This window comes from Vibrio sp. Isolate23 (assembly GCF_022398095.1).
GTDB lineage: Bacteria > Pseudomonadota > Gammaproteobacteria > Enterobacterales > Vibrionaceae > Vibrio > Vibrio coralliilyticus_A.
The window spans coordinates 1,056,304-1,075,384 of record NZ_JAKEUV010000001.1; the positions used below are offsets into that span (position 1 = coordinate 1,056,304).

Consider the following 19,081-nt stretch of genomic DNA (forward strand, 5'->3'; position numbering starts at 1 on the left):
GTGCGCATGAAATTACAATCGTTACTTTTGCCTGTTTTGCTCGTCCTGAGTGGCTGTGCTTCTGATCAAATAGCGCGTCAACCTGCCATTGATGTGGTCTCCGTAACTAATAAGCTTACTCTTGCGGTCGAAAAGAAGTCGCTCACTCCGCAGCAGCAACAGGATATCCGTTCGTTCATCGTTCAGCGCGGAAACCCTTATAGCCTAAGAGTGAAATTGGTGAGCTATTCACCTAAAGGGCAGTCTCAGATTAAGCCTATTTCAAACCTATTGCTCGGACAGGGACTCGCCAAGCACCAGATCATGATGGAACGCGCGACCGGAACTCAATCTGGTGATGTGCAGGTCATCGTTGAGTCGTTTCGTGCCAAAGTGCCTGGATGTGGCACTGATAAATCACAGCCGGTCATCTTCAACCAATATAAAACGCATCAGGCATACGGGTGCAGTAATGCTGCGGCTTTAGCGCAAATGGTCGCTAACCCGAAGGATTTGGTTGTGGGTGAAAAGCTCGGTCCAACGAATGGGGCAAAAGCCGTTGCAGCCATTGATGCTTATGTTGCTCCAGCAAGCACCAATGAAAATAGTCAGGACAACGGCTCGGTGATTTCGATTAGTACGGGGGGTAACTAATGATGAAAAATCAGAACCTTTCAGTATTGGTGGCAAGCTCTCCGGCGCTGGACAGCTACCATCTAAGCCTTGCATTTGCAGAGCAAGGGATCACTCAGCTTACTCAGGTTTCTATGGAGCGTGAGCAGATCATCAAGCAGGCACTGATCAATAACCACAGCGTCATTGCGCTAGATGTGATTGGTTTGTCAATTGAAGATGCTCAAAGTCTTGTGAGTAATCTAGTTCATCGTACAGGCTGCAAGGTCATCGCAATTGGTGATGATGAGAAGATCGCTTACTACCGCAGTTTGCTATCGGCTGGAGCTCTCGAATATTTGGTGAATCCTATTGCACCAGATGCGTTAGCGTCTCTCGATTTTGGTCACCATCATAATGGAAACCAAAGTGGGAAACGTATCTCTGTGGTAGGTACTAAAGGTGGCGTTGGCACTTCCACTGTCGTTGCGAATCTCGCACGAATGATGAACAGTCGTGGCCAGTCGACGGCAGTGGCTGACCTTGATTTTGCCTCAGGGGATCTGGACCTACACTTCGATGTTCAAGGTAATACCGCTTTGGTTGAAATGTTGCAGTACCCAGAGCGCCTTGAGCCAGTAGTCTTTGAACGAAGTGGCATTACGGTTCAGCCAGACTTAACCTTGTTCACGGGCTATTTACCTTTGGATACAGACCCGTTTTGGCCGGACAAAAACGCGTTAGAACATTTCAGTAAATACTGCCTGGAGCACGCCGATAATCTCATCTTTGATATTCCCTCGTTCTCTCTGAGAGATCAGGTTGGTATGAGCGTGCTAAAAAGTGCAGATGTGCGCGTTATCGTCGTTGAGCCAACCTTGTCGTCAATTCGCAATGCTGGACAAATCTTTAGCTTCCTTTCTGCTGGGGCAGAAGCTGGCCTCGCTAAGGAAAACCTTTTAGTCGTCAATCACACAAAATCGAACAAAGCCTCCTTGATTGCATTGAATGACGTTCACCGTGCACTGGGTGTTGATATTGATGTTTCAGTGCCTTTTGCACCGAATCACTTCTTAGCTAAAGAGTCGTTGGGGCAGTCTGCCATCAAAGGGAATCGCAAGGTCAGCCAAGCGTTTTCTGACTTAGCGGATAAAGTGGAAGGCACACAGCAATCACGCTCATTCAGATTCTGGAAGCGAGGGGCGTAATGTTTAAGTCGACAAGAGCGAAAGAGCCATTAGCGATAAATCACGCGCACAGTGCCGTAGTAGCGCAATCGGATCCTATTCGTGAACATTATCACCTGATCCACTCGCAGGTGGTGAACGCGATTGAAGCCAGTGTTGTCATCAAGCTCAGCCCTCAGGAATTAGAAGCGAGGATTTTACTGCTGGTGACGGACGTGGTTGCGACTCATCAGCTACCGCTGGGCAATCGTGAAGTCGCGCTAGTGGTCAAACAGCTAGTGGATGAGCTATTGGGTTTGGGGCCGCTGCAACCATTGATCGACGACCCTATGGTGAGTGACATCATGGTGAATGGACCCAATGAGGTTTACATCGAGAAGTTGGGTAAATTGCAAAAGACGTCGGTCGAGTTTCGCAGCGAAGAGCAGTTGCTCAACCTAGCTCGTCGAATCGTCAGCAAAGTTGGTCGTCGAATTGATGAAAGTTCACCACTGGTTGATGCGCGTTTAGAAGATGGTAGCAGGGTCAATGTTATGATCCCTCCACTTGCGTTGGATGGCACATGTATTTCAATTCGTAAATTCAATCAGGAAAAACTGTCTCTCAATCAGCTGGCGCAAAATGGCGCCATGTCAGACAGCATGGTGCGTTTACTGGACATCATTGTTCGTTGTCGGTTGAACGTTTTGATTGCGGGTGGAACCGGTGCCGGTAAAACGACGCTGCTCAATGCGATGTCATTCAGTATTTCGCCTCATGAGAGGATTATCACCATTGAAGATGCTGCAGAGCTTCAGCTTCAACAGCCGCACGTGGTTCGAGCTGAAACCAGACCCGCAAACGCAGAAGGGCTAGCTGCTGTCAGTCAGCGAGAGCTGGTTAAGAACGCGTTAAGGATGCGCCCTGATCGCATCATCCTCGGAGAAGTGCGTGGTGACGAAGCCTTTGAAATGATGCAGGCCATGAACACTGGCCACGAAGGTTCTTTGTCGACCTTACACGCGAACTCTTCGCTAGATGCATTGGTTCGAATTGAAAACATGCTTATGATGGCGCAATCCACCTTGCCATTGTTTGCATTGCGTCGACAAGTGGCTGATACGATTGAAGTGGTGGTTCAGGTAGAGAGAATGCGTGATGGCAAGCGTCGTGTCGTCGCTATCACAGAGGTTATCGGCTTGGAAGGTGAGCAATATGTCATCAACGATCTCTACCGCTTTGAGGTTCAGGGCGAAGATCATCAGGGTCAACTGCTGGGCAAGTACATAAGTGCCAGAAGCTTGCCTGCTTTTGCATCCAAAGCGCAATATTACCAACTTGACAGCCAATTACGTTCGGCCATGGAGCTCGACTTATGATCCTTGCTCTGGTCGTGATTTGGTGCCTGACCGTAGCGTTTTCCCTTCATTACTACAGCCAGCGTCGTAATGTGAAGCGACGCTTGTCGAAGTACATCCCTGATGCGGGTACGAGTCATTTGAGCTCGATTGTTAAATCGCGCCAGTCTGGCGGGAGAGTGCGCGAGTTCTTGTATCGTACTGACGCCTTGTTGCCACGTCAGGACAAGCTACTGCTTGCTTTGTCAGCATTCGCTTTACCGCTTGGCACGATATTCTGGCTGCAAGAGCTGGCATGGTATTGGCAAACCGCTGTTGTTTTAGTGTGTTTTGGTGTCTTGTTCTGCACGCTGTTTGTTGTGCGTCGTAAAAAGCAAATTGAAGAGTTTGATACCAATATCGTTCAGGTGTTGGGGCTTGTTAGTCGTGCGGTGTCCGCCGGCCTTTCTGTTCCTCAAGCCATCGAACAAGTGGCGAATTCTCAAACAGGGTTATTGGGGCGGGAATTTGCGCTTATTACAGACAATTTGGCGTTAGGTATTTCACTGCGTCAAACACTTGATGAAGCCTGTACTCGCCTTCCTTACCGTACTTTTCGTTACTTTTCTGTCGCTCTGATTCTTAATCAGAGTAACGGTGGTCAGTTGAGGGAGATCCTCCACAATCTGAGCCGCACCATGCACGACAATCGAGCCATGCTCAAGAAGGTAAAAAGTATGACTGCGGAACCGAGAATGACGGCAAAATTTCTTTCATTGCTGCCACTTTTACTGGTGGCCGTTGTTGCGTGGATTGATGTGTCATTGTTCGAGTTACTGGTCTACACCGAAAGCGGTCAGTCGATTCTGATTTACTGTGCAGCCAGTATTGCTTTTGGCGGCTTCATGCTCCACTCGCTGACAAAAAATAGGAAGTTCTCATGATATCTATGATTGCGACCTTGCTGATTGTGGTGGGCGTCGTTAGCTCCGTGATTTGCTTTCAGCTTGCACGTCAGCAGGACGTCATCCATCGCCGCTTGAAACAGGTCAGTATTTCGACACTGCACACTCGCTCACTAGGCGAAAAATGGCGATGGAAGTCGAACCCTGCTCGCCAAAAGCAATTGGTATTACTTGGCTTTAGCCAAAATCATGCAGAAACCCAGTTTGTATTGATTCGCTTTGTCTTGATGCTTTGCGGTGCTGGCTTGTGGCATTTTGGCCGCTCTTTAGGTTGGTCGGCAGCGGATATTGCTCAGGATATAGCGGTGGCAATCGCATGCGGTATCGCGGTTGATCGACTGCTCGAATGGCGTGTTAACCAGATTCGTCAGGAAATCTCCAAAGTGGTACCCGATGCACTCGATCTTATGGTGGTCTGCGTCGCTTCTGGGCTGACACTGGAAAACACTTTTCGTGTTGTCGGTGAAGAAATGACGCCAGTTTCTCCGGCCTTAGCCCGAGAATGGGCACTGACCGCAACGGAAATGTCAGTGCTAGATTCTCCGCAGCAAGCTTTGCTGAATCTGGATCAGAGATTGGAATTGCCAGATATCAACAACATGGTTGTGACCATGTCTCAAGCGCTTCAGTTTGGTACGCCTCTCTCGCAGGCATTGAGCCTGATTGCGTCTGATAGTCGTCAATACCAGTTGCTCGATCTCGAAGAATGGGTAGGAAAAATTCCAGCCAAAATGTCTTTCCCGCTTGTTGTGTTCATCATGCTTCCAGTCGTGGTCATGATTGTCGCCCCTGTTGTTCTCAGTCTGTTTAATACCTTGGACACATTATGATTAAACCATTTCTCTCAGCCTGCTTTTGTCTATTGGTTTTTGGTTGCCAGTCTACAGACAGTCAGGTTGAGCAATCCGATTTTCAGCTGGCTGAAACCGCATTGACAAACGGTCATGCGGATAATGCGCTTAGCATCTATAAGCAGAAACTGGAGATGACTCCAGATGATCCCCAGCTTTTGTTTCTGGCGGGCAGTGCCAGTAATCAAGCTGCTCGTTACGATGAGGCGCTGCATTATCTCAAAAAGGGCAGTGCACTTAAGCCCTCCTCACAGTTTGATCGTGAATTAGGTCGTGCGCACTTAGCATTGGGAAATGTACGTTTAGCGATGGAATCACTGCGCAGAGCGGTGGAAGGAAACAAGAAAGACGAAGTGGCGCTAAACAGTCTTGGTGTGAGTTACTCACTGCAAAAAAACTATGTGGCTGCTCGTGACGCATTTCAGCAGGCGATTAACATCAGGCCGGACAGTTTAGAGTACCGAAACAACCTCGCGTTGAGCTGGATGCTAGATGGTCAGCCAGGTCAAAGTATTCGGATTCTTTACCCAATTTACCAACGTGGTGAGGCGACAACTAAACTGCGGCTTAATCTAGCGTTATCTTATGCGTTGCAAGGTGAGGTCGATGCTGCACGAACGATCGCGATGGGCGATCTGACCAAAGCGGAGTTAGAGAACAACTTAGCGTATTACCAGCATCTTGCTGAGCTGGGAGCTAGCGCATGGTGATGAAGCGTCATTCTGGGAGCCAGACGATAGAGTTTGCAATGGTAATTGTTCCCCTGATGATTGTGCTACTGGCGGCATTTGAATTTGCTCGCCTGATGTGGGTCACCATGATCTTTGAATCTGCCGTCAATGCTGCGGTTAGGGATGTAAGAACGCTGCCACCTTCCACGACTTTGGACAGTCAAATCCGCGATCGCATCGCCTCGTTTCCATTGCTCGATCTAGAGAAGATCGACATTGACTCTCCACGTTATAGCGATAGCGTTCAATCTTTAGCTTTGGGGAGAACGACCACTTCTCTAACGGCGGTGATGGCCGAGTACCACATTCGATACCGTTTTACCTTTTTATTGGTGCCAGCCCTGTCCGAAACGTTTTCTTCAGTGGCGTCTTTAAGTCGAACCGTATTGGTGAGTCATGATGCGTAGTGTGTCAAAGCAAAATGGCGCAACCGTGATCGAGTTTCCGTTTGTTGTACTCGGAATTCTGACCATCGTTTTGGGGCTGTTCGCAGTGTACAAGCTGCTCTACCTTCAAAGTCGTGTCGATAGTACGGCATATTCGATGGCGAGCGCTGCTGCAAGAGCGTTAGTGCCACAAGGTAGCGCTAAAGCCTATGACGATGCGAGCGCTAATCAACTGTTGAGTGTCGCACAGCGTTCTTTACCCTCAGGCTTCGAAGCAGAGCGTATAGGGCTTGTACTTGAAATTCGAACAGTGACTGCTGGGCGCACAGAGCTCGTCACCCAAAAAGCAGGCAGTGACTGTGAGGTCGAACAAACGATAGATTCTCTGTCTTTACTCGCCCCAGTCAGCCGAAGTTCGATCGCCTCGTTAAGTGGTAAAACTGCGAGCCTGTATCAGGTAACGCTATGTGTCTCCGAGCCGTTGGAGTCTGATAGTGCGATTTTCAATTGGCTGCCGTTACCGCTTCCAACATCCATGCGCAGCCAAGCTGCCATGATAGGGAGGCGCTACAGTGCTTAAGCAACACACAGGCTCCGTCTCCTTATCCTTCTTAGCACTGCTGATTCCTTTGGTGGTGCTGTTTGCTGCGACCATCATGATTGGTTTTCAGGTGCAACTGAGCAGCCGTGCGATGCAAGCTGTAGACGCGGCATCTTTGGCGTGTGCATTTGCCGACTACTCCGATCCTAGCGTTAATCAGGCGTATTTGGAGTATTACCAGCCCAACGTAAAACTGGTGAAAAGCGAGATATACAGTGCTTCAGGCTGCGAGCTGAATATGGGATATCAACTGACAGGGCTATTCTCATCATTGAAATTTGCACAGGCCTCGTATTCAGCACAATCCGGCTCAGTAGAGCAAGCGCACGTCAATCAATCGGCCAGTGTGACCCCAACGGAAATGACTTTAGTGTTGGATATTTCCAGTTCCATGACAGGGTCAATCGATACATTAAAGAGCATCCTTACCCGAGCAATAGAGCGCATTGAACAAGACAATGTAAAAATCGATGGAAGGCGAGCAATTAGCATCTCTATCGTGCCTTTTTCTGATGGGGTATCTGCCCGCAATGCCGATTGGTTAGATGACAAAGGCGTCTTTTGTATTGATGGATTAACCAAAGAATCTGGCGGCTCTGTATTGGTGAATGAAACCGTTCAAAACCTAGACCGAATCCATTCTGAAAAGGCGGTTAGTCATCGTGCACCGGACGAGTTTCTCGCTGATTGCAGTGCCTCAGCTACCCTTGTCCCGCTTACTGACAATATGAGCGAAGTGAAAACAGCAATTAATGCCCTGACTACGACAGGTGGCACCCGCTCGTATCAAGGGGTTATCTGGGGGGCTCGTCAACTGATTCCAAGATGGCGCCAAGAATGGGGATATAACCCTTATTCGCTCGCACCTAAGCAAAAGCTGATTCTGATGACTGATGGAGTTGATAGTGGTTATGTACTGGATGACCTGATTGACGCTGGCCTTTGTGACCGTTTAGCCAATGAATTTGCTATTGAGCTCAATTTTATTGGTTTCAATGTCCAAGACAGCCGCTTAGCTCAGTTTCAGAGCTGCATCAACGCCGCAAATACAGACGGAATCAAGGGGCAGGTTTTCTCTGCAACCAACACCGAGAAACTCGATGAGTACTTTTCAAAGATATTGGAAGTTCAGTATGACACCACGCTTAACTTCGGACAGAAATAAAACAACAAAATTATGGAGAAAATAATGATTAAACAATTGGTTGTGCTATTCGCTTTATGCGCGTCTTTCTCGGCATCTGCGTTTAAAGAAGGAGACACCATTACAGATTCAGCGTCAACGGGACTCAAGCTGGATCCAAGCCAGTTAACGATAGTGGATTTCTTTGCGGAGTGGTGTGTTTCATGTCGTCATGAGCTGCCTTTGGTTAATCAGCTCTACAGTGAGCTAGAAGGGACAGGGGTGACGGTTGTCGGTGTGGATGTCGATGAAGAGGTCGAAGTTGGCCTTGAGTTTCAAAAATCGTTAGGTTTGACCTTTCCTGTCGTCAACGATCCAAAGCAACAGTTGATTACCGAGTTCAAGCCGATTGGTATGCCAGCGCTCTACTACATCTATCAGGGCCAAGTACTCAAAGTTCGGTTTGGCGCCATCAACGATATCCGTAACGTTATTCTTACTGATCTGGCTGATATGGGAGTGCAGCTATGAAGCCAGTCGTTCTTGTATTTGCCCTCTGCTTTCCGGTGCTGAGCGTTGCTGCACCCAAAGTGGATTTAAGTCAGCTAGGGAAAAAGCCTTCTCAAACTACGGAAACATCTGTCAGTGGTTCCAGCATTGAAGAAGAGGTGATTTCTGGTCAGGTCTACACCAGTGGCAGTTCTGAAATTGGTGCTCGTCGCAACGTTGAATTAGTCAAACCTCAAGCTAAGGATTTAACGCTGAATAAGCCAAAAGCCGTTGCAAATGAAAAGTCAGCACTCGCTTTTGTCGACGAAGCATTGGGTATTGAACCCGTTAAGCCGTGGGAAAAAGGCACGCTGGCTAAGAAAGAGATGAAACCCGGAGGGCCGGTGCCTGAGTTCGACTTATTTTCTGAGAAAGTCTTCTCATACAAGCAAGGTTCAGTGGGTGGCAGTGGCGTCGGTGGTGGCGGCTGTGGTTGTAACTAAATACTAAAAATAAATCAGAATGAAAAAACTACCTTTAACGCTGCTTAGTGCAGCGGCAGTGGCGAATAGTGCGCTGGCAGAAGACCATATTTCTGTTCACTATCTAAATTACGAAGAGTACGACGATAAAGTGGAAGCAGGCGACAGCGTTGTTTCTATCGAAAAGAGTTTTGGTCTCGATTGGACCATCAATCTTGAATTGGGCTACGACACTGTTTCTGGTGCGTCACCGTCTTGGGGGCCAACTACGCCAATTGGCAGTGCAGCGGATGCGGTTAACCGTGCGACGAAAACCCAACAAGCTCAAAATATGACGGATCAGGTGATCCGCGCTGGCTATGATCCCCACAGCAGTGGCTACAAAATTCAGAAATATGAGCTGGAAGATACCCGTAAATCGATCAATGGCAGCGCGACTTACCGAGACGAGCTGCGTAACGAGTGGACTTTCGGTGCTAACTTTTCCAAAGAAGAGGACTACCGCAGTATTGGTTTAAATGGTAAAGGGCTAATTTACGCAGACGCACAGAAAAACCGCTCGTACAGCTTAGGCTTCTCTACCTTGTTTGATGAAACGATGACGTTTGGCAAGTATCAAACTTCGACCAATCCCCAATCTTGGGAAGACATCTTTACAGGGAATGTTGAGGCAGGGCTTTCACAAACCTTCTCGCCAAATTACTACATGGTCTTCACTGGCTACGCGGGTTATCGTTCTGGCTATCTTAGCAATCACTATCTGACGGTGTTGCGTGAGGTGGATATTGATGGTGATGGTTCGATTGGTACTGACGAAGTCTTTCTTGGTCAGGACTCACGCCCGGATACTCGTTTGTCAGGTGGCGTGAATATTCAGGCGTTCTGGTCAATGTCCGAAAATCTAGTAGTTCGTCCTCGTTACAAATGGTTCCAGGATGACTGGGGCGTCGCCTCTCATCAGCTTGGTGGCAAAGTTTCTTGGATGGTCAACAGTTGGCTAACGTTAGCTCCAGGTTACTTCTGGTATACCCAAAGCGCCGCTGATTTCTACCGTGATCCTAATGGCAGTGATCCTACGTTTGCTTCATCGGGTTATGCGACCTCTGATTTACGTCTTGGTGATTTTACGGCCAATGCCTATGAATTAGGCGCAAGCTTTAAAGTGCACAAGAAACTGCGTTTCAATCTGCTTGGCGCTTATTACGAGCAGTCCAATGGCTTTGAAGCTCAGTGGTGGGCAGTAGGGGCAACCTATGAGTTTTAATCCGCCGTTTGTTCACCGATTTCAGGCGATGACGGTTCCTTGTGAAGTTCAGTTGTATCACTCAGAGAAAGCCGCAGATATAGCGGCTTTAATCGAGTCGAATACTCTGAGATTAGAGCAGAAATTTAACTTTTATGATTCTCACTCTTGGCTCAATCAGCAAGTGAATCAACGTCAGTCATCATCTGTGGTTTTGGATGATGAAAGCTACGCTGTATTTGAAGTTTTGAAGCGTTTGGTTGATGGCACGAAAGGTGTTTTTGACCCAACGGTCGGTACGGTCAAGTCAATGATGGCCAGCACACCTCAATTGGACAGAAATGCGGCTTATGAAGGTGCTAAGGCGTTTATGGGCGTTGATGCTTGGTCTCTATCAGATAAAACGCTCTCTATCCCTCACGCAGAGACTCAATTTGACTTGGGTGGAGTGATTAAAGAGTTTGCGGTCGATCAGGCGGTGATGATCGCAGAGAAATTTGGTGTTTCCTCTGCGCTGGTGAATTTTGGTGGAGACATTCGAGCGCTTGGCACTAAGCCAGACGGTTCACCTTTCAATGTGGCGGTGCTTAATCCGAAGAATAAGCATGAGCCATTTTTCTCATTGCCACTGGCTGATGCCGCTTTGACGACATCCGCTCATTACGAGCGAAGCTTCCAATTTGGCGATGAGGAAAGCTCACACATATTGTCGCAACGTGGGACACATCCCCAAGTGCTCTCTGTCAGCGTCTTAGCTCCAACGACACTGGAAGCCGGCGCCCTCAGTACTGCATTGACATTAGAGCCGACTTTACCAGTCCCTGAACAAGTCGGCGTTGTATTTATCGACGATCAATTAGCTATTCATCAAGATACGGAGTTTGTAGCGTGATCAGAATTTTCATCCTGGCATTACTACTGTTTATCTCTGCCTTTACGTTTGCGCAGGAGCCTGACTTTTTACCCGTGGAAGAGGCATTTCCTTATCAATGGTCGGTCAGTGAACAAGGTATGCAGATCCATTTCGCGACTCAGCCTGAATATTATCTCTATAAAGGCCGATTTAAGTTTTCAGCAGATAGCGGCGTTGAGTTGACTGACCCTCAATTTTCTTCACCGGGAAAACAGAAACAAGACAAGTACTTTGGCGAAGTCGTCGTTTTCGATAAGCCAGTAACCGTGCTGGTACCTTATGGTGGCGAAGGTCAACTAAAGGTTCGTTATCAAGGTTGCTCAGAAAAAGGTCTGTGTTACTTACCTCAGACGATTAAACTCGACTTGCCCGCCAATACACTGAATGACAGCAGTCCCTCAATTTGGGATAAAGTTGGCGGTTTGGCAGAAGACACGGCGGGCCTGTCTGAGCTATTAGGCAGCGCGTCCAAAACTCAGGCTCTCCTCATCTTTTTCCTACTTGGGTTAGGGCTGTCACTGACACCTTGTGTGTTGCCCATGGTGCCTATTTTGTCGAGCATCATTGGTGGTGACGCAAAAATGACAGGCCGAAAAGGTTTAGTTTTGTCGACGTCCTATGTGTTGGGCATGGCTTCCAGTTATGCGCTAACGGGGATCTTAGTCACGACGCTGGCTAAAGGTGTTAACCTGCAAGCAGCGATGCAGCAACCTTGGTTGCTATCGATATTTGCGGTGGTGTTTGTCCTGCTTGCTTTAGCGATGTTTGGCTTTTACGAGCTGCAATTGCCGGCATCCATTCAACAGAAACTGAATGCAAGCTCAGACAAACTGGGCGGCGGTAAAGTGGCGAGTGTGTTTGTGATGGGCGCGGTGTCGGCGTTGGTGGTGTCACCTTGCGTGAGTGCGCCATTGGCTGGGTCGTTACTCTATGTTTCCACCACGCAAGATTGGGTCTTAGGTGGCGTAACCCTGTTTGTGATGGCTCTGGGTATGGGTGTGCCACTGATTCTGATTGGTATGAGTGGCGGTAAGTTTCTCCCCAAAAGCGGCCCTTGGATGATTGCTGTGAAGCAACTGTTCGGTGTGTTGCTGCTGGCGGTCGCGATTGTGTTGTTGAGCCGTTTTATTCCTAGTTGGTTGACTATGCTCATGTGGGCGGTACTTGCCATTGGAAGTGGTATTCATTTTGGTGCGCTGGATTCAGCACAACCAGGTTGGGCGAGAACCCGTAAACTGGCAGCATTTATGTCTCTGTTCTACGGATTGATCTTATTTGTCGGCATGTTGACAGGCTCAAACGATCCTCTTAAACCACTTAATGTTGTGCAGGTTTCATCAGATAAACCATCCACAGTTTTACCATTTGAGAAAGTCAGCTCTGTTGAAGTCTTGGATCAACAATTAACACTGGCGAAGCAGCAAGGTAAACCGGTACTAATCGACCTTTATGCCGACTGGTGTGTCTCGTGTAAGGTCATTGAGAAAGAAGTGTTTGGTGATCAATCTGTACAGAATAAGTTTGCTGACTGGAATACGATTAAGTTTGATGTCACAGAAAGTACCCCTGATCAGATGGCGTGGCTGGCAGAGCGTAATGTGTTTGGTCCACCAGCGGTATTTTTCTTCGATACCAAAGGAGCTGAAGTCGCTCAACAGAGAATTGTCGGAGCCACAGGGCTTGAGCATTTTCAAGCTGTGATGACCCAATTGCAGTAGTCATCAGAAGGCGGCATTTATGTCGCCTTTATCTTATGCACGTTATGGGCGTGCTAGCCAAGACATTGGTGTCGAATCTGGCTACTATACTTATGGGCAAAGAATAACCAATCAGGCAATGATGGCACATGGAAGGCGTCGTAGATCTTAATCGTTGGCAAAAAGAACACATCAGAACGCAGCAAGAGTTACTTCATCTCTATGCTGAAGTCCGGGCTTTTTATTTAAGTGAGCCATTTTCTGGCTACAACGTTCGGATAAAACGGCTAAAGATCCTCAAGCAAGCTTTACTTGAACACAAGGAAGAGTTGGTTGAGGCTCTGCAAAAGGACTATGGTGCGCGTAGCCGTTTCGACAGCATGATTTGCGACATTCTACCCGCGGTCTCTCACATCAATTACACCATCAAGCATCTAAAAAAATGGATGAAACCAAGTCGACGTAAAGCGGGCTTGTTGCTGTCTCCCTCTTCAATCACAGTCGAGTATCAACCGCTAGGTGTGGTCGGAGTTATTGTCCCTTGGAACTTTCCAATTGTGTTGAGCATTGCACCTATCGTGACGGCGATTGCGGCGGGAAACCGAGTCATGGTTAAGCTGAGTGAGCATACTCATCATACCAATCAAGTACTCAGCCAGATCTTGTCTTGCTTAGACCGACACATTTATCCCATTGAGGGCGAAGCGGATATCGCCAGCTACTTTTCTCAACTCCCCTTTGATCACCTTATCTTTACGGGGTCGACGCCAGTCGGGAAGCTCGTCGCTCAGGCGGCGGCGAAAAACCTTACCCCTGTGACGTTGGAGCTCGGTGGTAAGTCGCCTGTCGTGATTGATAATGACATTGATCTTCGCGCAGCGGTTGATGCCGTGTTACTTGGCAAGTCAGTCAATGCCGGGCAAATTTGTGTTGCACCAGACTATGTTCTGCTGCCTCAAGGAAAAGAGCTGCTATTCATCAACCTGTATCTGAAACGTTATAAGGCGCTGTATATAGATGGCGATAAAGCACCAACGGTAACCCACATCATCAATGAACGGCAGTATGACCGTCTTCATGCTATGTTAGAGGACGCAAAAGACCATGGTGCCTGCATTTACACCATAGAGGACGTGATGTTGGATGGGCGTCAGATGCTGCCGCATTTGATTACAGGAGTTACAGAAAACATGCAGGTGATGCAGGAAGAGATATTCGGCCCACTGCTACCCGTGATTGGCTATCGCCATCTGAATGAGGCGCTCAATTACATTAACGTTAAACCAAGACCGCTGGCTTTGTATCTGATGTCGACAGATCGCCTCCTTCAGCGGCAAATCATCGAGCAGACCCACAGCGGCGGTGTTGCGATTAACGATACTCTGTTACATGTGGCGGCGGAAGATGCACCGTTTGGCGGGATAGGGGAATCTGGTATTGGTCACTACCATGGCTTCGAAGGTTTTCAAACATTTTCTAAAGCGAAAACGGTTTTGCGTTCACCTGCTTGGTTGCCGAGAAGTCGCCTTCTGCTACGTTTCAGGAAAGTGGCTGAGAAAGGCTTGAGTCGCTTATTTATCCGCTAGTCGCAGACCGAGTGCTTACACCACTTAATCTGAGTTGCTTAGGAGTTGGTAATGCCAGAGGCCAGATTTTTCTGGCCTCTGGATAATGTGACCACATGGTCGATATTGGCTTGTCTAGAGTTTGAAAAAGCCCAGCTGCTGTTTTTGTTTTTCCGCTAGAGTAGACAATTCATGACTTGCGGCAGCTGCTTGGGTAATTCCAGTCACGTTCTGGCTCACCAGTTCATAGATATTACTGAGGTTGCTGTTGACGTCGGAAGTTACTTGTCCTTGCTCCTCAGAGGCGACTGCAACTTGCGCATTAATGCTGGTCAATTCTGAAATGGAAGTGCTGATGTGGCCAAGCGCTTCGCTTACCTTTGCGGCTTGAAGCTGGTTATGGCTAATCATCTCTAGACTAGAGTTCATGCTATCATTAGCGACACCCGACTGGTGTTGTAACTCTTCAATGATCACTTGAATCTCTTTTGTCGACTCCTGAGTTCTAGCTGCAAGCATTCTCACTTCATCGGCAACAACCGCGAACCCACGACCGCTTTCTCCCGCTCGTGCCGCTTCAATGGCCGCGTTAAGCGCCAGCAGGTTAGTTTGTTCTGAAATGCTCTCAATCACTTCGATCACTTTACCAATTTGTTCTGATTGCTCTTTCAGAGAATTGACCACGCCAGCCGCCTGGGACAACTGATGCGCCATTTTCTCACTGGCTCGCGTATTTTGTTCGAATGTTTCTAAACTTTCTCGAGCGAGTTTATCTGCGTTAATGGATGCAGAGTCCGCGTTGTTGGCATTTTGGGTTACTTCCGTGGCAGTACTTTCCATTTGGTTGATGGCGGATGCAACTTGCTCAACTTCATTTTTTTCCTGATCTGAGTTGGCGCTTGATTGTGTCATGACTGCGGCAAGCTCAGTCGAAGCTGAGGCGACGTCCACACTGATTCTGACTAGGGAATCAACAGTGCTTTTCAACTGGCTTACAGTGCTGTTGAAATCACGAGATAGAGCGGTGACTTCATTGTTCCCTTCTTCTTTTACCGAGACTAACAGGTTGCCTTGTGCGAGCTCTTTCATCGCGAGTTGCAGTTTCTTAATCGGTGTCACTATGATGCCAGCGAGCATCCAGCTAATCGCGAGTGCTGCCGCTAATATCAATAAGAGTCCAACAATACTGCTGTTCATTACTTTCGAGTGGGTACTTTCGTTTGCCTGCACTTCATCAAGAGCCAGTGTATTTAACTTCTTTGAAAGCCTATCGATTGCCTCAACCATTTGGTTGCCTGCGGTTCGGTAGTCACTTGCCGCACGATCATACTTGGTTTGAAAATTAGAAGGGGGAAGGTCGTTACTGTGACGAATATTAAGCAATGGGACCATGACGTTAATTGAGTAGTTCACATAATGATCAATGGCGTGGTTCATGTCCGTGATTTCTTGCTCGAGACCTTTGACAGTGCCGAGTGAATGCAGAAGTTGGCGGTTTTCTTGCTGTTTGTTCCGCAAATGTGTTGCTAGCTGTTTTACATCTTCAGCGCGAAACAGGCTGTAGATGGCTTTAATTCGCATACCATAGGTGTTATCAATGATCTGAGAGAGCGAGTCTTTATGATTAATGACATTCTCTGTTGAGACGGTAACGTGATGAAAAGCATTTTTAAGATTGGTTGTACTGTAAATTATCCCGACTACGAGTAGTAGTAAAGTGAATATGACAGGAACCACTACTTGGAGCTTAATGGAAAGCCCGCTGAGTAATTGGCGCATCGATTGTCCTCTTCTATATTGTGATGAATTGTCTGTTATTGTTTTTATAATTAAGAGGAATGATTCTAAGTTTTCCTAGGTATAATTCAATCCAGAAAATGATAATTTTATAAAATAACCACTAAAAGTGGCTTAATTATTTTCCTTTTAAGTCATAGTGTTATTGTTCTAGTTTGTTCTCTGTTCGTTTGGTTTTCACAGTTTGTTACATCGCTGTTGGACTTATCAGTAAAACGTCATCAAAAATTCCTAGCAAATCTCACCTGTCATATAGGCTTCAACGAAGTGAAACACAATTGTCATAATTGAGTCCTAAAGTGAGCACCGTTCAAGTGAAATATAACGGCAATGTTGCCAACTAAGGAAATTGTGATGAAAAAGACAGTTATCGGTGCAATCGCACTTCTAGGCGCAATGGCAGTGACTTCAGTTTCTGCTAAAGAAACTATCTCTGCAGTGGGCTCTAGCAGCGTAACTCCACTGATGGAAGTTTTCTCTGAAACATACATGAAGACTAACTCGAACGTATTTATCGAAGTTCAGGGTCCTGGTTCTTCTGCTGGTGTAAAAGCAGCGAAAAACGGTTCTGCTGACTTAGGTATGTCTTCTCGTAACTTGAAAGATTCTGAAAAAGAACCTGCTCTTAAAGAGCTAACGGTTGCGCTAGACGGTATCGCTGTTGTTGTTAACCCTAAAAACGACCTGGAAGCACTGACTGCAGAGCAAGTAACTGCAATCTACAAAGGTGAAATCACAAACTGGAAAGAAGTTGGTGGTGCAGATAAGCCAATCGTTGCGATCACTCGCGATACTGCTTCCGGTACTCGTGGTGCATTTGAAGACATCATGAAGCTGAAGCAAAAAATCTCTGGCAAGAAAGTATCGGCTATCTCTCAACGTGCACAAGTGGCAAACGGTAACGGTGCTCTGAAAACTATGGTTGCGTCTAACCCATACGCAATTGGTTATATTTCTCTAGGTACAGTAGATAACTCAGTAAACGCTCTACCAATTGATGGCGTTGAAGCAAACGTAGACAACGTGAAGAACGGTTCTTACAAAGTTGCTCGTCCATTCCTTGTTCTATACAAAGAAGGTAAGCCTTCTGCAGAAACTCAGAAGTTCCTAGACTGGATGGTTTCTGATGAAGCTCAAGGTCTAGTTGACAGCAACGGCTACATCTCAGTTAACTAATCGCTAGTAAAACTCCTTAATTGCTCAGCCCACTTTGGGCTGAGCCTTTTCTTGACTTCAAACGAACCAAGTTCGTGAGAACGGTAAGAATTTTATGACCATCGCAACAAATAGTGACGAGCTTATGAATACTGAAGCGACTCAAGTATCTAAGCCTAGTCTACGCGCGAGCAAGCGTGTTGACTGGAAAGAGCGTATTTTCCATGGCTTATTCCTTACCAGTGCAGTTATTGGCATTGTGTCTCTGGCGGTCATCGCCTATTTCATCGTTAAAGAATCTATCCCTGCGTTTCAAGAAGCGGGTGTTTCTGGCATCGTATTAGGCCAAGACTGGCTACCTCCTGCACTTTACGGTGTTGCAACCATGATTGTTGCTTCCATTGTATCGACATTTGGTGCGGTTATCGTTGGGGTACCAGTGGGTGTTTTAACGGCGATTTTCATTGCTGAAATCGCACCTAAGCGCCTCGCAGACATTATTCGTCCTGCCGTTGAATTGCTAGCAGGTATACCTTCGGTTGTATACGGCTTCTTTGGATTAGTGATCATTGTTCCCCTGATTCAGGATATTTTCGCAGTCCCAGCAGGTAATACAATTCTGGCCGGTATTATTGTTTTGGGTGTGATGATTCTGCCTACCGTGATCACGGTATCAGAAACCTCGATTCGCGCTGTGCCTCGAACGTACAAAGAAGGTTCACTGGCTTTGGGCGCATCAAAGATTTTCACTATCTTTAAGCTGCTGGTTCCGGCAGCACGCTCGGGCATCATGACCGGTGTGATTCTGGGTATTGGTCGCGCTCTAGGAGAAACCATGGCGATCATCATGGTGATGGGTAACGCCCCTGCAATGCCTCAGGGCATCCTAGATTCGGCCCGTACGCTAACTGCGAACATTGCTATTGAAATGTCTTACGCAAGCGGCGTGCATGCTAATGCTCTCTACGCTACAGGTGTTGTTCTGCTGGTGTTTATTATGATGCTTAACGCAGCCCTGCTTTATCTCAACCGCGAAAAAGCGAAGTAAAGTGGTTTAAAGGTGATGACTATGGATCGCGCAAAATTAAAAAAAGCACGCCAGTTTAAAGACAATATCTTTAACGGCTTTATCTGGGCTGCAGCAGCACTGACGGTCGGTTTTTTGTTCTGGATTATCTGGTACATCTTGTCGAACGGTTTGCAGCACGTAGACTGGAATTTCATTACTGACAATTACACCCGTACTGGCGAAGAACACGGTATCTTCCCGATGATTGTAGCCACTATTTATATGGTAATCGCGTCCATCGCCGTGGCGGCACCGCTTGGCATTATGACGGCGATTTATCTGACTGAATACGCTAAAGTGGGCAGTAGACTGGTTAAGGTTATCCGCTTCTGTACTGAATCGTTGGCGGGGATCCCGTCAATCATATTCGGTCTATTTGGTATGACTTTCTTCGTCGCAATCTTAGGTTTGGGATTCTCGATTCTTTCAGGCGCGTTGACTCTCAGTATTCTAATACTGCCAGTGATCATCCGTACCACGGAAGAAGCTCTGATGGCAGTACCACAAACTTATCGTGAAGGCTCATACGGCTTGGGCGCTTCAAAAATCTACACTATCTGGCGTTTGATCTTGCCTAGCGCAATGCCAGGTATCTTAACCTCGGTCATTCTAAGTATTGGTCGTGTAATTGGTGAATCGGCTCCTGTCTTCCTGACAGCGGGTATGGTGGCACGTATTCCTGATTCGTTACTGGATTCAGGACGTACGCTGACAGTTCACCTTTATAAGCTGACTACTGAGCTGTTCACTATTGAAGAGTGGAACCAAGCTTATGGTACAGCTACCGTGCTGATTGTCGTTGTTCTCTTGATCAACATGATCACCAAACTCATCGCAAGTCGCTTCAATACTGCGAATTATTAACCAGCGACTTTAATTGAAAGCACAGACACGAATTTTAGATTTAAGAGATTGAGACA

The 19,081-nt window shown here is 47.2% G+C and carries 20 protein-coding genes; 19 read left to right on the top strand and 1 reads right to left on the bottom strand.

All coding sequences use genetic code 11. The annotated features are described in order from the left end of the window. The first annotated feature begins 6 nt into the window (after positions 1-6). From L1D31_RS04720 to L1D31_RS04790, 16 genes are read left to right on the top strand one after another with little or no spacing between them, the layout of a single operon-like run. A complete protein-coding gene (locus L1D31_RS04720) occupies positions 7-633 on the top strand; it encodes a CpaD family pilus assembly lipoprotein (protein WP_045986495.1) in 627 nt (208 codons plus the stop codon). Further along, positions 633-1,799 carry a P-loop NTPase gene (locus L1D31_RS04725; RefSeq protein ID WP_171351504.1) on the top strand — a complete coding sequence of 389 codons (1,167 nt, stop codon included), beginning with the start codon at positions 633-635 and terminating at the stop codon, positions 1,797-1,799. Before L1D31_RS04720 ends, L1D31_RS04725 begins: the two co-directional genes overlap by 1 nt. Then, positions 1,799-3,136 (top strand): CpaF family protein, encoded by a 1,338-nt coding sequence (locus L1D31_RS04730; protein WP_239835910.1) that lies wholly within the window; start codon positions 1,799-1,801, stop codon positions 3,134-3,136. The genes L1D31_RS04725 and L1D31_RS04730 overlap by 1 nt, the downstream gene beginning before the upstream one ends. Then, the gene (locus L1D31_RS04735; protein WP_239835911.1) at positions 3,133-4,038 is read left to right on the top strand and encodes a type II secretion system F family protein; all 906 of its coding nucleotides are present in this window, start codon (positions 3,133-3,135) and stop codon (positions 4,036-4,038) included. The genes L1D31_RS04730 and L1D31_RS04735 overlap by 4 nt, the downstream gene beginning before the upstream one ends. Then, on the top strand, positions 4,035-4,889 hold the full coding sequence (locus L1D31_RS04740) for a type II secretion system F family protein (RefSeq protein ID WP_239835912.1): 855 nt from the start codon (positions 4,035-4,037) through the stop codon (positions 4,887-4,889). The genes L1D31_RS04735 and L1D31_RS04740 overlap by 4 nt, the downstream gene beginning before the upstream one ends. After that, a complete protein-coding gene (locus L1D31_RS04745) occupies positions 4,886-5,620 on the top strand; it encodes a tetratricopeptide repeat protein (protein WP_239835913.1) in 735 nt (244 codons plus the stop codon). The genes L1D31_RS04740 and L1D31_RS04745 overlap by 4 nt, the downstream gene beginning before the upstream one ends. Next, complete coding sequence (locus L1D31_RS04750; RefSeq protein WP_239835914.1) at positions 5,614-6,048, top strand: TadE/TadG family type IV pilus assembly protein; 435 nt, start codon at positions 5,614-5,616, stop codon at positions 6,046-6,048. The genes L1D31_RS04745 and L1D31_RS04750 overlap by 7 nt, the downstream gene beginning before the upstream one ends. Then, positions 6,038-6,607 (top strand): tight adherence pilus pseudopilin TadF, encoded by a 570-nt coding sequence (tadF, locus tag L1D31_RS04755; RefSeq protein WP_239835915.1) that lies wholly within the window; start codon positions 6,038-6,040, stop codon positions 6,605-6,607. Before L1D31_RS04750 ends, tadF begins: the two co-directional genes overlap by 11 nt. After that, the gene (locus L1D31_RS04760; protein WP_239835916.1) at positions 6,600-7,793 is read left to right on the top strand and encodes a Tad domain-containing protein; all 1,194 of its coding nucleotides are present in this window, start codon (positions 6,600-6,602) and stop codon (positions 7,791-7,793) included. Before tadF ends, L1D31_RS04760 begins: the two co-directional genes overlap by 8 nt. A gap of 24 nt (positions 7,794-7,817) precedes the next feature. Continuing rightward, complete coding sequence (locus L1D31_RS04765) at positions 7,818-8,282, top strand: TlpA disulfide reductase family protein (RefSeq protein WP_239835917.1); 465 nt, start codon at positions 7,818-7,820, stop codon at positions 8,280-8,282. Next, positions 8,279-8,743: a DUF4266 domain-containing protein gene (locus L1D31_RS04770; protein ID WP_239835918.1), complete on the top strand. Its 465-nt coding sequence runs from the start codon at positions 8,279-8,281 to the stop codon at positions 8,741-8,743. Before L1D31_RS04765 ends, L1D31_RS04770 begins: the two co-directional genes overlap by 4 nt. Before the next feature lie 19 nt (positions 8,744-8,762). Then, the gene (locus L1D31_RS04775) at positions 8,763-9,986 is read left to right on the top strand and encodes a DUF3570 domain-containing protein (protein ID WP_239835919.1); all 1,224 of its coding nucleotides are present in this window, start codon (positions 8,763-8,765) and stop codon (positions 9,984-9,986) included. Further along, positions 9,976-10,857 carry an FAD:protein FMN transferase gene (locus tag L1D31_RS04780; protein WP_239835920.1) on the top strand — a complete coding sequence of 294 codons (882 nt, stop codon included), beginning with the start codon at positions 9,976-9,978 and terminating at the stop codon, positions 10,855-10,857. Before L1D31_RS04775 ends, L1D31_RS04780 begins: the two co-directional genes overlap by 11 nt. Beyond that, the gene (gene dsbD, locus L1D31_RS04785) at positions 10,857-12,596 is read left to right on the top strand and encodes a protein-disulfide reductase DsbD (protein ID WP_239836384.1); all 1,740 of its coding nucleotides are present in this window, start codon (positions 10,857-10,859) and stop codon (positions 12,594-12,596) included. Before L1D31_RS04780 ends, dsbD begins: the two co-directional genes overlap by 1 nt. Before the next feature lie 19 nt (positions 12,597-12,615). After that, positions 12,616-12,747, top strand: a complete 132-nt coding sequence (locus tag L1D31_RS22570) for a hypothetical protein (RefSeq protein WP_275666052.1) — start codon at positions 12,616-12,618, stop codon at positions 12,745-12,747. Beyond that, positions 12,725-14,161 carry a coniferyl aldehyde dehydrogenase gene (locus tag L1D31_RS04790; RefSeq protein ID WP_239835921.1) on the top strand — a complete coding sequence of 479 codons (1,437 nt, stop codon included), beginning with the start codon at positions 12,725-12,727 and terminating at the stop codon, positions 14,159-14,161. Before L1D31_RS22570 ends, L1D31_RS04790 begins: the two co-directional genes overlap by 23 nt. Positions 14,162-14,275: 114 nt before the next feature. Here L1D31_RS04790 and L1D31_RS04795 read toward each other — a convergent pair whose 3' ends face one another. Continuing rightward, complete coding sequence (locus L1D31_RS04795) at positions 14,276-15,919, bottom strand: methyl-accepting chemotaxis protein (protein ID WP_239835922.1); 1,644 nt, start codon at positions 15,917-15,919, stop codon at positions 14,276-14,278. Positions 15,920-16,291: 372 nt separating this feature from the next. Here L1D31_RS04795 and L1D31_RS04800 point away from each other — a divergent pair, with 372 nt between their 5' ends. The 3 genes from L1D31_RS04800 (at position 16,292) to pstA (ending at position 19,025) form a co-directional block, all read left to right on the top strand. Further along, positions 16,292-17,113: a phosphate ABC transporter substrate-binding protein gene (locus tag L1D31_RS04800; RefSeq protein WP_239835923.1), complete on the top strand. Its 822-nt coding sequence runs from the start codon at positions 16,292-16,294 to the stop codon at positions 17,111-17,113. A 94-nt stretch (positions 17,114-17,207) separates the two neighbouring features. Continuing rightward, positions 17,208-18,140: a phosphate ABC transporter permease subunit PstC gene (gene pstC, locus L1D31_RS04805; protein WP_239835924.1), complete on the top strand. Its 933-nt coding sequence runs from the start codon at positions 17,208-17,210 to the stop codon at positions 18,138-18,140. 21 nt (positions 18,141-18,161) lie between these two features. Continuing rightward, complete coding sequence (gene pstA, locus L1D31_RS04810) at positions 18,162-19,025, top strand: phosphate ABC transporter permease PstA (protein WP_239835925.1); 864 nt, start codon at positions 18,162-18,164, stop codon at positions 19,023-19,025. Positions 19,026-19,081: the final 56 nt, after the last annotated feature.